This is a genomic window from Micromonospora sp. NPDC047644 (genome assembly GCF_040704315.1).
Lineage (GTDB): Bacteria > Actinomycetota > Actinomycetes > Mycobacteriales > Micromonosporaceae > Micromonospora.
This window is the reverse complement of record NZ_JBEYSY010000026.1, coordinates 4,465-16,666: the sequence shown is the minus strand read 5'-3', so window position 1 is coordinate 16,666 and position 12,202 is coordinate 4,465. Positions and strand designations below refer to the sequence as shown.

The 12,202-nt window shown below is 71.9% G+C and carries 10 protein-coding genes and 1 pseudogene; 4 read left to right on the top strand and 7 right to left on the bottom strand.

From position 1 onward, the window contains the following. Positions 1–8 precede the first annotated feature (8 nt). Positions 9–2,786: an ATP-binding protein gene (locus AB0877_RS30160; RefSeq protein ID WP_366613013.1), complete on the bottom strand. Its 2,778-nt coding sequence runs from the start codon at positions 2,784–2,786 to the stop codon at positions 9–11. A 203-nt stretch (positions 2,787–2,989) separates the two neighbouring features. Between AB0877_RS30160 and AB0877_RS30155 the strand changes: the two genes are divergently transcribed. Beyond that, positions 2,990–4,441: a M28 family peptidase gene (locus tag AB0877_RS30155; protein ID WP_366613011.1), complete on the top strand. Its 1,452-nt coding sequence runs from the start codon at positions 2,990–2,992 to the stop codon at positions 4,439–4,441. Between the two features lie 60 nt (positions 4,442–4,501). On the opposite strand, the gene AB0877_RS30150 is transcribed toward AB0877_RS30155, so the two are convergent. Continuing rightward, positions 4,502–5,200 carry an SDR family oxidoreductase gene (locus AB0877_RS30150; RefSeq protein WP_366613009.1) on the bottom strand — a complete coding sequence of 233 codons (699 nt, stop codon included), beginning with the start codon at positions 5,198–5,200 and terminating at the stop codon, positions 4,502–4,504. Between the two features lie 149 nt (positions 5,201–5,349). Here AB0877_RS30150 and htpG point away from each other — a divergent pair, with 149 nt between their 5' ends. Further along, positions 5,350–7,278, top strand: a complete 1,929-nt coding sequence (htpG, locus tag AB0877_RS30145; protein WP_366613007.1) for a molecular chaperone HtpG — start codon at positions 5,350–5,352, stop codon at positions 7,276–7,278. 158 nt (positions 7,279–7,436) lie between these two features. On the opposite strand, the gene AB0877_RS30140 is transcribed toward htpG, so the two are convergent. The 3 genes from AB0877_RS30140 to AB0877_RS30130 form a co-directional block, all read right to left on the bottom strand. Then, entirely contained in the window at positions 7,437–7,802 is a 366-nt protein-coding gene (locus AB0877_RS30140; RefSeq protein WP_366613005.1) for a hypothetical protein, read from the bottom strand. A gap of 120 nt (positions 7,803–7,922) precedes the next feature. Then, positions 7,923–9,110: a DNA polymerase IV gene (gene dinB, locus AB0877_RS30135; protein WP_366613003.1), complete on the bottom strand. Its 1,188-nt coding sequence runs from the start codon at positions 9,108–9,110 to the stop codon at positions 7,923–7,925. 57 nt (positions 9,111–9,167) lie between these two features. Then, the gene (locus AB0877_RS30130; protein ID WP_366613001.1) at positions 9,168–9,638 is read right to left on the bottom strand and encodes a VOC family protein; all 471 of its coding nucleotides are present in this window, start codon (positions 9,636–9,638) and stop codon (positions 9,168–9,170) included. Between the two features lie 61 nt (positions 9,639–9,699). On the opposite strand from AB0877_RS30130, the gene AB0877_RS30125 reads away from it, so the two are divergent. Further along, entirely contained in the window at positions 9,700–10,689 is a 990-nt protein-coding gene (locus tag AB0877_RS30125) for a YafY family protein (RefSeq protein ID WP_366612999.1), read from the top strand. A gap of 66 nt (positions 10,690–10,755) precedes the next feature. Here the strand turns inward: AB0877_RS30125 and AB0877_RS30120 are convergent. After that, a pseudogene (locus tag AB0877_RS30120) lies at positions 10,756–11,079 on the bottom strand (GNAT family N-acetyltransferase); the annotation flags it as partial. Positions 11,080–11,153: 74 nt separating this feature from the next. Further along, complete coding sequence (locus AB0877_RS30115) at positions 11,154–11,678, bottom strand: N-acetyltransferase (RefSeq protein WP_366612997.1); 525 nt, start codon at positions 11,676–11,678, stop codon at positions 11,154–11,156. A gap of 197 nt (positions 11,679–11,875) precedes the next feature. On the opposite strand from AB0877_RS30115, the gene AB0877_RS30110 reads away from it, so the two are divergent. Then, on the top strand, positions 11,876–12,067 hold the full coding sequence (locus tag AB0877_RS30110) for a hypothetical protein (protein ID WP_366612995.1): 192 nt from the start codon (positions 11,876–11,878) through the stop codon (positions 12,065–12,067). Positions 12,068–12,202 lie beyond the last annotated feature (135 nt).

Here is a 12,202-nt window from a genome sequence, read left to right as displayed (position 1 = left end):
TGCGCCGCTCAGGCCAGCCGGCGCTCGATGGTCACCGTCGTCCCCTCGGCGGTGGAGACCAGCCGCACGTCGCCGTAGGCGTTCATCAGCAGCGCGCCGCGTCCCCGGTCCATCGCCGGCCGGCGGTCCCGCCAGGTTCCGAAGTCCCGAACCGAGATCCGGATCAGGCCGCCACCCACCTGGACGCCCACCCGTACCTCGGGACGGCTGGGCCGCTGTGCGTGCTCGACGGCGTTGTTCATGGCCTCGGAGGCGGCGAGCAGAAGATCTTCCAGTACGTCCGGGTCGACGTCCAGGTCGACCAGCGCGCCCCGGACGTCCCGACGCATCGCGGCGGCCGAGGTCGGCGCGGACGGGTACGTCCACCCGACGTTCCGGAGGTCGCCCAGCCCGTCGGGCTCGGTCGGCGTCGGCATGAGCACGGCCGCGTCGCGGACGGGGTCGACCGCCGGGCTCGGCGTGCCGGGACCGACCGGGGCGGTTCGTGCCGGGGGTGCTGCGCCAGCGACCGTCGGCGGGTCACCGGAGGCGGGCACGGCAGGGGTGCGGTCGCGGGCGCGGCGGATGCCGGCCCGGATCCGGGCGATCAACTCGGCCGCGGCGAAGGGTTTGACCAGGTAGTCGTCGGCGCCCAGGCTCAGGCCCTCCACGCTGGCCTCCTCACCCGCGCGGGCGGAGAGCACCAGCACCGGCAACGTCCGGGTCGTCGGGTCGGCGCGTAGCCGGCGCACCAGGTCGAAGCCGTCCAGCACCGGCATCATCACGTCGGTCAGGACCAGGTCGGGCGGATCACTCTGGATCTCGTCGAGGGCCTGCCGGCCGTCGGTGACGGCCCGCACCCGCCAGCCCTGCCCGGTGAGCAGCCGGGTGAGGTACGCCCGCATGTCGGCGTTGTCGTCGGCGAGCAGGATCCGGGCCCCGGCCAGCTCGTCGGTGGCCGCCCCGGACGTGGGATCGGGCTCGGTCGGCGCGTCGTCCGGTTCGGTGAGCCAGCCCATCGCTTCCTGAACTGCGGCGCGGGCCGCGTCACCCCGCCCGTCCACCGCCGGCCCGGTGACCGCGGTGCGGCGCGCCGCCGACCAGGGCAGCGTCACGGTGAACCTGCTGCCGACGCCCACCTGGCTGGTCACGCGCACGTCGCCGCCCTCCAGCCGGGCCAACTCGTGCACCAGGGCCAGGCCGATGCCGGTGCCCTCGTGACTGCGCGAGCGCGCGCCCCGCACCCGGTGGAAGCGTTCGAAGAGTTTCGGCAGGTCCCGTTCCGCGATGCCGATGCCGGTGTCCGCGACGGTGAGGCGTACCTCTTCGTCGTCGGCGTCCAGGGTGACCCGGACACGGCCGATGAACGTGTACTTCAGCGCGTTGGAGAGCAGGTTCGTGACGATGCGTTCCCAGTTGACCGGGTCGACCGCGACCGGCCGGGGCAGCGGTGGGCAGCTCACCTCGAGGGTCAGCCCGGCCCGCTCGACGGCGGCCCGGAACACCCCGGCGAGTTCGGCGGTCAGCGCGGCCAGATCCACCATCCGGGCGTCGCTGCGCGCCCGCCCGGCCTCCAGGCTGGAGAAGGTGAGCAGGCTGTTGACCAGCGTCAACAACCGGGTGGCGTTGCGCCAGCCGGTCTCCACCCGCTCCCGCTGCGTCGCCGTCAACGGGGCGGTGGCGTCGGTGAGGGCGTCGGTCAGCGGGCCGAGGATCAGGGTCAACGGGGTACGGAACTCGTGGCTGACGTTGGCGAAGAAGTCGGTCTTGACCCGGTCCAGTTCCGCCATCGCCTCGAGCCGGCGGCGCTCCTCCTCGTACTCGCGGGCATTTCGCAACGCCACGGAGATCTGCTGGGCGAGCAGTTGGTGGAAGGAGTGGTACGCCTCGTCGAGCCCTCGGCTGGGGCTGACCCCGGCGAGCAGGACGCCGAGCGGCTGATCCTCGTCGGCCGAGGGCAGCGGCAGCGCCAGCGCGGTGCGGACCGGGTCGTTCCACGGGCCGGCGGGCAACGGCAGCCGGTCGGCGACGTCGTTCACCGGGGTCGCCCGACCCTCGGCGGCGTCCGCCAGCCCCCAGGCGTACGCGGTCGGGCCCGGGTCGGTCAGCTCGACGGCGTCCGGCAGGGCCCGAGCGTGCCGGTGATCGCCGCCGGTGCAGGCGACCTGCCGCAGTGCCGTGCCGTCGCGCAGGTAGATGGCGGCGAACGGCACGTCCAGGGGGTGCCCGTCGATCACGTCGATCAGCCGGGCGGCGGTGGCGTCCACGTCGACGGTGCGCCCGTCGCCGAGCACCGACAGGTCGCGCAGGAGACGGAGCCGACGTTCGCCGACCACCTGCTGGGTGACCTCGCTGCACACGGTCAGGACGCCGACGGTGCGGCCGTCGTCGTCGCGGGCCGGGGCGTGCGAGACGCTGAAGTACGCCTCCTCGCGGTAGCCGGCCCGCTCCAGCAGCAGTTGCAGCGCCGGGACCCAACTGGCCACCCCGGTCGCCATGGCCTCCTCGATCAGCGGGGCGAGCACGGGCCAGCCCTCGGCCAGCGTCACCCGTACGTCGTCGCCGAGCGCGGCGGGGTGCTTGTCGCCGATCAGCGCCGAGTACGCGTCGTTGTAGAGCTGGGAGTAGCTCTCACCCCAGAGCAGCAGCATGGGGTACCGGGAGGAGAGCACCATCCGGACGGCGGCGCGCAGGCTCTGCGGCCAGCCGTCGACCGGGCCCAGCGGGGTGTCGGCCCAGTCCAGTCGGGCCATCAACCGCCCGGTGTCGCCGCCGCCGAGGAACAGGTCAGTGCTGGGTCGCGTCACGCTCGATCCGACCCCATCGCAAGCCCCCGTTCCGGGCCCGACGACCCCTGCCGTGTTACCTACCCATCCTGACACCTCTACTCACCTGTGCCGACGCCGGTACCCACCGTCGAACCGTCGGCGGTTCGGGACGAACGACTGATGCTCAAGAAATCGAGATCTGTCAGTGTCTCGGATATCTCTCCAACCCCCGAGGAGCCCCCATGAGAGGCAGAACGCTGAGCGCGGGAATCGCGCTCGCCGTGTTCGCCGGGATGACGGTGCCGCTGGCCGCCCACACGGCGACCGCGTCACCTCCGACCGCCACGACGGTGACCCGGCCGATCGCCGCGTCCGCCGCCGCTTTGGCCGCGCCGGACATCTCCGTCAGCAACGTCCAGGCGCACCTGACCCAGTTCAACGCCATCGCCACCAGCAACGGTGGCAACCGACGGGCCGGCTCGGCCGGCTACACCGCCTCGCTCACCTACGTCAAGACCAGGCTCCAGTCGGCCGGCTACACCGTCAGCGAGCAGTACTGCTCCAGCTGCCGGTACCCCTCGAACAACCTCATCGCCGAGTGGCCCGGCGGCCCGGCCGACCAGGTGGTCATGTTCGGCGCGCACCTGGACGGCGTATCGGCCGGTCCGGGCATCAACGACAACGCCACCGGCTCGTCGACCCTGCTGGAGAACGCACTGGTCCTGGCCGCGCAGAACCCGACGATGACCAAACGGGTGCGGTTCGCCTGGTGGACCGACGAGGAGCAGGGGCTCAACGGCTCCCGGTTCTACGTCAACTCGCTCAGCGCCACCCAGCGCGGCTACATCAAGGGTTACTACAACTTCGACATGGTCGGCTCGACGAACGGCGGATACTTCATCAACCGGGTCACCTCGACCACGGCGGCGCCGCTGAAGGCGTACTGGGACTCGTTGGGCCTGCAACCGGAGGAGAACGTCGAGGGCCAGGGCCGCTCCGACGACTACTACTTCCAGCAGGCCGGTATCCCCACCTCGGGCTACGCCGCCGGCGCCAGCGCGCGCAAGACCAGCGCCCAGGCGGCCAAGTGGGGCGGCACCGCCAACTCCGCGTACGACCCCTGCTACCACCGGTCCTGCGACACCACCGCCAACGTCAGCGCCACGGTGCTGAACCGGGCGGCCGACGGTGTCGCGTACGCGCTGTGGCAGCTCGCCGTGAACGGCGGCACCCCGGCCTGCACCGGCGGCCAGGTGGTCGGAAACGGTGGTTTCGAGAGCGGCAGCACGCCGTGGACCGCGTCCTCCGGCGTGATCACCAACGCCAGCGCCCAGCCGGCCCGGACCGGGTCGTACAAGGCGTGGCTCAACGGCAACGGCAGCAGCGGCACCGAGAGTCTGACGCAGTCGGTGACCCTGCCGGCCGGCTGCGCCAGCTACACGCTCTCGTTCTGGCTGCACATCGACACGGCCGAGACCACCAGTTCCACGGTGTACGACCGGCTCACCGTTCAGCTGGGGTCGAGCACGCTGGCGACGTACTCGAATCTGAACAGGGCGTCCGGTTACGTCCAGCGCAGCTTCTCGGTGGCCGGGTCCGCCGGGCAGACGGTGACGCTTCGCTTCACCGGCACCGAGGACTCGTCGTTGCAGACCAGCTTCGTGATCGACGACGTGACGCTGGTGGCGAGCTGACCGCGTACCCCGGAAAGGGCCGCCGCCGGCAGTGTCCGGCGGCGGCCCGGCGCGTCGTGGTCAGGAGAGCTGTGGGTAGAGCGCGGCGACGCCGCCGGGGAACCCGGCCTGCACCCGCCGGCTGACGTCGTCGGCCACGATCTCGTAGGCGTCGGCCTCGATGCCGTCGACCGCGAGCCGGGCGATCGAGGCCGGATCGGACTTCGGGCCGGTGATGGTCGCGGCCATGTCGGTGTCCAGGTAGCCGACGTGCAGACCCGCGACACGGACGTTCCGCTCGGCGAGCTGGAGGCGCAGCGCGTTCGTCATCGCCCACTCGGCGGACTTGGCGGCACCGTACGACCCGTGCAGGGGGAAGTTCACCCAGGACAGGACGGAGAGCACGTTGAGGATGGTTCCGCCGCCGTTGCCGGCGATGACCGGCGCGAACGCCCGGATCGTCGACAGGGTGCCGATGTAGTGGGTCTCCAGCTCCAGCCGGACGAGGTCCAGGTCGCCGTCGAGCAGGTCGGTCCGGGTGTCGATACCCGCGTTGTTGATCAGCAGGTTCACCCCGCCGGCCAGCTCGGCGGCGGCGGCCACCGAGGCGGGGTCGGTGATGTCGAGGCGGACCGGCGTCACGTCGGGCAGGTCCACGCTGTCGGGGTTGCGGGCGCCGGCGTAGACGGTGGCGCCCCGGGCGAGGAGGTCGGCGGCCAGGTGTCGGCCGAGGCCACGGTTGGCGCCGGTGACGAGGGCGGTGCTTCCAGCGATCTTCATGGCGATCACGCTATCCGACCTGACTTCTGCAAAGCAAAGTCAGCTACGTCACGGCGGCGGTCGACGGGATCGGGAATACGACCCGGACGCGCCCACACCCCGACCGGTGACGACTCGTATCCTTTCCGCGAACCTCCGTACGAGCCGAGATGGGAGACGGTGTGAGCAACCAGGCCGAAACGTTGGAGTTCCAGGCCGAGGCGCGTCAGCTCCTCCAGTTGGTGGTCCACTCGATCTATTCGAACAAGGACGTCTTCCTGCGGGAACTCATCTCGAACGCGTCCGACGCCCTGGACAAGCTCCGGCTGGCCACCCTCGTCGACAAGGACCTCGTCGCCGACACCGACGACCTGCACGTCGCCCTGGAGATCGACCGCGACGCCCGCACCCTCACCGTGCGCGACAACGGCATCGGAATGACCCGCGACGAGGTCGTCACGCTGATCGGCACGATCGCCAAGTCCGGCACCGCTGAGCTGCTGCGCCAACTGCGCGAGTCCGCCGACGCCCACGCCAAGCAGGACCTCATCGGGCAGTTCGGCGTCGGCTTCTACGCCGCGTTCATGGTCGCCGACCGGGTCACCCTGCTGACCCGCAAGGCCGGCGAGACCGGCGGCACCCGCTGGGAGTCCACCGGCGAGGGCACCTACTCGATCGAGGCGGTCGACGAGGCGCCGCAGGGCACCACCGTGACGCTGCACCTCAAGCCGGCCGACACCGAGGACAACCTGCACGACTACACCGCCGAGTGGACCGTCCGCGAGATCGTCAAGCGCTACTCCGACTTCATCGCCTGGCCGATCCGGATGACCGTCGAGCGCCCCGGCGCCGAGGGTGAGCCCGCCACCAGCGAGGTGCAGACCCTCAACTCGATGAAGGCCCTCTGGGCGCGGCCCCGCGACGAGGTCGACACCGCCGAGTACAACGAGTTCTACAAGCACGTCAGCCACGACTGGGCCGACCCGCTCGAGGTCGTGCACATGAAGGGCGAGGGCACCTTCGAGTACGAGGCGCTGCTCTTCCTGCCCAGCCACGCCCCACTGGACCTCTTCTCCCCACAGGGTCGCCGGGGTGTCCAGCTCTACGTCAAGCGCGTCTTCATCATGGACGACTGCGAGGCGCTGGTCCCGACCTACCTGCGCTTCGTCAAGGGCGTGGTCGACGCGCACGACCTGTCGCTGAACATCTCCCGGGAGATCCTTCAGCAGGACCGGCAGATCCAGATCGTCCGCCGCCGGCTGGTCAAGAAGGTCCTCGCCACGGTCAAGGACCTCAAGGCCAACCACGCCGAGCGCTACCGCACCTTCTGGACCGAGTTCGGCGCCGTGGTCAAGGAAGGGCTGATCGACGACACCGACAACCGCGACACCCTGCTGGACATCCTGTCGGTCGCCTCGACGAACGACCCCGACGAGCCCACCGACCTGGCCGGCTACGTGTCGCGGATGAAGGACGGCCAGAACGACATCTGGTACGCCACCGGCGAGTCCCGGGCCGCCATCGAGAACTCCCCGCACCTGGAGGCGTTCCGGGCCAAGGGGCACGAGGTGCTGCTCCTCACCGACCAGGTCGACGAGGTGTGGGTCGAGCGGGTCGGCACGTACGACGGCCGGCCGCTGCGCTCGATCGCCAAGGGCGAGATCGACCTGGACACCGACGAGGAGAAGCAGCAGGCCGAGGCCGAGCGTGAGCAGCAGCGACAGGAGTTCGCCGGGCTGCTCGACTGGCTGGGGACGACCCTCACCGACAGCGTCCGGGAGGTCCGCCTGTCGTCGCGGCTGACCACCTCACCGGCCTGCGTCGTCGGCGACGCCCACGACCTCACCCCGACCCTGGAGAAGATGTACCGGGCGATGGGGCACGAGATCCCCACCACCAAGCGCATCCTGGAGATCAACCCCGGTCACCCGCTGGTGTCCGGGCTGCGCAAGGCCCACGAGCAGGGCAGTGACCCCACCGCTCTGACCGAGACCGCCGAGCTGCTCTACGGCCTGGCGGTGCTCGCCGAGGGCGGCGAGTTGACCGACCCGGCCCGCTTCACCCGGACGCTCGCCGACCGGCTGGCGCGCACCCTGTAACTGGAGTACCGCCGGCCGGCAGCCCGCCCGAACGGCGGGCTCGCCGGCCGGGCTGCCGTGCCGCATCGCGGCCCTACCGAGCCGCGACAGCCGAACGCTCGGCCGGACAACCGGCCGAGCCTTCGGCTACGTGGCGCGGATCAGTTGTGGGTGGCCCGTCAGGCCGCGGAGGCGGCCTTCGGCCCTCGCTGCGACGCCACCGGGCCGGCGTTCCAGCCCCAGCGGGAGGCGGGTACCGCCGCCTCGCGACGCCCAGCCGTGTCGACGTCGTCGCTGTCGGTTCCGTCGATGGTCCCCTCGACCGAGGCGGAGGCGCCCCGCGCCAGCCGCAGCGAGTGCTCCGCTCCGGTACGGGCCGCGCACGGCCAGGACTGCCCGGCGCACTGGAGGTTGCGGCACTGGCCCTCGTCGTCCGGCTCGTGTGCGCTCAACACATCGATCGCCAACTGCCACAGCAGCGGGTCGGTCACGTCGTGCGGGCGCTCGGCGGTGCGACTCGGTCGGTTGCTGGTGTCGTCGGACATGTGGCCCCCCTCGTCAGGCTGTACCCCACAAGGGTCACCCGTCAGCCGCCGGCTAAACCGCCGACCTGCTGTGATGTGTCTCTGATCGCAGCTCCGCCGCGCACGCCGCACGCTTATCGGTCAGTCCGGCAGAAGCGGCATCTCCACGCCCGGCTCCCGACCGAGCAACACCGCACGCGTGAGCGCCGCTGATCCGAACCGGTCGCGGACCGCGTCGACCGCAACGTCCAGGTCGGACCCGGGGTCCGGCTGGAATGGCAGCTCGGGCTGGACCGGGTTGTCGTCGAGGTTGCCCACGGAGACACCGATCAACGTGATTCCACGGCGATCGATCTCGGGCAGGGCCGCGCGCAGTAGCGCCCGCGCGGCGGCGAGTAGCGGCGTCGTGTCCGCCGTCGCCTTACGCACCGTGTGCGAGCGGGTCGCCCGGGTGTAGTCGCCGAAGCGCAGCCGCAACACGACGGTGCGGCCGGACCGCCCGGCCGCCCGCATCCGCCGGCTGACCCGGTCGACCAGGCCGGCGAGGATGGCGTCCAGCTCCGTAAAGGTGTGCGGGGCGCGACTGAGCGCGTGCTGCGCGCCCATCGAACCGCGCCGCCGCCCCACCTGCACCGCCCTGGGATCGCGATTGTGCGCCAACGCGTGCAGGTGCCGCCCGGCGCCCGCTCCGAGCAGCGACACCAGCGCCGCCTCACCGAGACGGGCCACCTCCCCGACGGTACGGATCCGGCGTTCGCGCAGCTTGGCCGCCGTGACCGGGCCGACGCCCCAGAGCCGTTCCACCGGCAGCGGGTGCAGAAACGCCAGCTCGGCGTCCGGGGCGACCACCAGCAGGCCGTCCGGTTTCGCCACGCCGCTGGCCACTTTGGCCAGGAACTTCGTGCGGGCCACCCCCACCGTGATCGGCAGGTGGACCCGGTCGCGGACCTCCCGGCGGAGTCGTTCGGCGATCTCGGCCGGTGGCCCCACCAGCCGCCGCAGACCCCCCACGTCGAGGAACGCCTCGTCGATGGAGAGCCCTTCCACCAGCGGTGTGGTCTGCCGGAAGATCTCGAAGACGGCGCGGCTCGCCGCCGTGTACGCCGACATCCGCGGCGGCACGACGATCGCGTCCGGACAGAGCCGACGCGCCTGCTGGCCGCCCATCGCGCTGCGGACGCCCCGCGCCTTCGCCTCGTAGCTGGCCGCGAGCACCACGCCGCCACCGACGATCACCGGCCGCCCGCGCAGGCGCGGGTCGTCGCGCTGCTCGACCGACGCGTAGAACGCGTCCAGGTCGGCGTGCAGGATGCTGGCACCGGGCGACACGTACACATGTTCGCATGACGCCCGCCCGGTGTGGCAGTGAGCTGGGCTGACGCCCCGTCAGTCGAGGCAGAACTCGTTGCCTTCCGGGTCGGCCATGATGAGATGACCGGCGGCCAACGGGGGAGCGGGCTCGTGCCGACCGAGTCGCCCGGCGCCACGCGAGACGAGCCGTTCGGCCTCGGCCTCCAGGGCCGCCATCCGTTCGTCACCCTCCAACCCGGGGGCCGCGCGGACGTCGAGGTGGACGCGGTTCTTCACCTGCTTGTGCTCCGGCACCCGCTGAAAGAACAGCCGCGGTCGCGAGCCCTCGGGGTCGACCACCGCCGACGCGTCGTTGCGGTTCTCCGGCGGCACGCCCATCGCCTCCAGCGCCTGGTCCCAGGACTCGAAGTCTCCGGGTGGGGCCTGCACCTGGTAGCCGAGCGTCTCGGCCCAGAAGGTGGCCAACCCCGCCGGGTCGGCGCAGTCGAACGTGATCTGGACGTCGCGGATCACGGCGGATCCCTGCTTCCTGTTCTGGTCGGTCATGATCCCACCCTCTCGCTGATAGCGGACAGGATCGTTCCGCTATCCGTGCAACGATCGAGGCGTGACCGTCGAGGCGACGACCGAACGGGTGCTGCGCCTGCTGGCGCTGCTGCAACGACGACTGTCCTGGACGGCTGCCGAACTCGCCGCGGAGTTGGGGGTCACCGGTCGTTGCGTACGCCGCGACGTGCAGCGTCTGCGGGCGCTCGGCTACCCGGTGCACGCGGTGTCGGGCGTCGGCGGCGGCTACCGACTCGGCGCCGGCACCCGGCTGCCGCCGCTGCTCCTCGACGACGAGGAGGCGATCGCCACGGCGGTGTCCCTGCGGCTCGCCGCCGGGGGCACTGTCGCCGGGGCGGGCGAGGCCGCGCTGCGGGCACTCGCGAAGCTCGATCAGGTGATGCCGTCGCGGCTTCGCGCCGAGGTGCGGGCGGTGCACGGCGCCACCGACACCCTCATCGGCCCGGTCGCCGAGATCGACGCGGAACTGCTGGTGACACTCGCCCGCGCCTGCCGGGACGGGGTACGCGTCCGATTCTCCTATCCCGGCCGGGGCGCTGCCGAGCAGGAACGGACGGTCGAGCCGATTCGGATGGTCACCACCGGCCGCCGCTGGTACCTGATGGCCTGGGACGTCGACCGCGCCGACTGGCGGACGTTCCGGCTGGATCGGATCCGGGCTGCGGTCGCGACGACCTGGCGTTCTTCGGCACGCGAACACCCGGATCCGGTTGCCTTCGTGCAGCGGGCCGTGACCGGCGCGCCGTACCGCTACCTCGCCCGGGTGCGGGTGCACGCCCGACCGGAGCGGTTGCGGGAGGTGGTCCCACCGCAGGTGGGACGGGTCGAAAATGACAGCGCCGGATGGTCCGTGCTGGTCGTCGGCGGCGACAGCCTGGACTGGCTCGCCGCGCACCTCGCCCGTCTGGATCACGACATGGAGGTGCTGGAGCCTCCCGAGCTGCGCGAGGCCGCCGGCCGACTCGCCCGTCGCCTCGCGGTGCTGGCCGGTGCGACGTCGGAGCCCGGCGTGCGGTGCCGCAGCGTGTAGTGGCACCGGGCTGCCGTCGGGGGCGGTCCATGGTGCCGTGCTGGTGCGTTCACACCGCCATCCCGCGCGGTCGTACAGAGCGGCGGCCGCAGGGCCGTCGGCGGCCAACTCCAGCACCAGGTCCGCTGCGCGTTTGTCGGCCCACTGGCGGGTCCGCTCCAGCAGCGCGCCGCCCAGCGCCAACCCCCGGGCTCTCGGCACCACGAAGAGACGAGCCACCTCGGCCGTCGGCCGGCCGGGCGGCCCCTCCAGCGGATCGGGGATCCGATGCACGGCGATGTGTCCGACAACGGCCGCGTCGGCGTCGACGGCGACCCAGGCCCGCGCCGGGTGCGGCTCGCGCAGCCAACGGTGCGGGTCGACGGGCCAGTTCAGCGGGTACCCGTCCACCCGGTGGACCTCGGCGAGCGCCGCGACGCAGCCGTCCAGGTCGGTGGCGCGCCGCCGACGGATGGCGGGCCGCTTCACAGCTCGTCGAACGGACCGGCGTAGCGGAACTCGCCCCGGATCGACTCGCGCCACGCGTGCATCGGCCGAGCCATGAAGTACTGCGGCCCCCACGGCTGGGGCGGGGTGACCCCCAGATCGACGGCCGGCCGGAACCCGAAGCGCGGGTAGTAGTCGGGGTGCCCGAGCAGGACCACCAGCGGTTCGTCCCGCGCGTCCGCCGCGCCAAGGACCGCGTGCATCAACGCGCTGCCCACACCTCGGCGCTGCCAGTCCGGCAACACGCCCAGCGGCCCCAGGCCCAACGCCACCGGCGCGCCGCCCACCCGACCGCGGGTGGCCACCACGTGCCCGACCACCAGGCCGTCCGAATCGGTCGCCACCAGGGAGTACCCGGGCAGCCAGCCCTCGTCGGCGCGCAACGCGTCGACGAGGGTCGCCTCGACCGGTACGCCGTCACCGCCATCGGCCTTGGCGAAGGCCGCAGAGTGCACCGCGCGAATCGCGTCGACGTCGGCGGGTGTCTCGCGTCTGATCAGCACCGCGCCACCATAGACGCGGTGAGTCGCCGGCTCCACGCGTTTTATCGCCAGCACCGATCTGCCGGCGCTGGTCGTGCCTGGCGGTCGTGGCCGCCGGTGGCTGGCGCTGGCGGGTGGCTGGCGGTGGCCGGTGGTGGCAGTGGTAGCTGGCGGTGGTGGTGGCCGGTGGTGGCTCGCGGTGGCGCTGGCGGTGGCCGGTGGTAGCTGGCGGTGGTGGTGACTGGCGGTGGCGGTGGCGGTGGCGGTGGCGGTGCTGGCTGGCGGTGGCGGTGGCCGGTGGTGGCAATGGTGGTCGGTGGTCGGTGGTGGCGGTGGTTGGTGGTTGGTGGTTGCCGACGGTCGCGGGGCTGGCTGGCGGCACCTCGCTGGACATGGCTGAGAACGCTTGATGTCTGTGAGTCATCGTGATGACTCACAGACATCAAGCTCTCCGCGATCCGCGATCCGCGATCCGCGATCCGCGATCCGCGATCCGCGATCCGCGATCCGCGATCCGCGATCCGCGATCCGCGATCCGCGATCCG

Coding starts and splice junctions, on each gene's coding strand:
- AB0877_RS30150 (WP_366613009.1), bottom strand. CDS start 5,200: ATGAAGATCGCTGGAAGCACCGCCCTCGTCACCGGCGCCAACCGTGGC.
- AB0877_RS30140 (WP_366613005.1), bottom strand. CDS start 7,802: ATGTCCGACGACACCAGCAACCGACCGAGTCGCACCGCCGAGCGCCCG.
- AB0877_RS30130 (WP_366613001.1), bottom strand. CDS start 9,638: ATGACCGACCAGAACAGGAAGCAGGGATCCGCCGTGATCCGCGACGTC.
- AB0877_RS30155 (WP_366613011.1), top strand. CDS start 2,990: ATGAGAGGCAGAACGCTGAGCGCGGGAATCGCGCTCGCCGTGTTCGCC.
- htpG (WP_366613007.1), top strand. CDS start 5,350: ATGGGAGACGGTGTGAGCAACCAGGCCGAAACGTTGGAGTTCCAGGCC.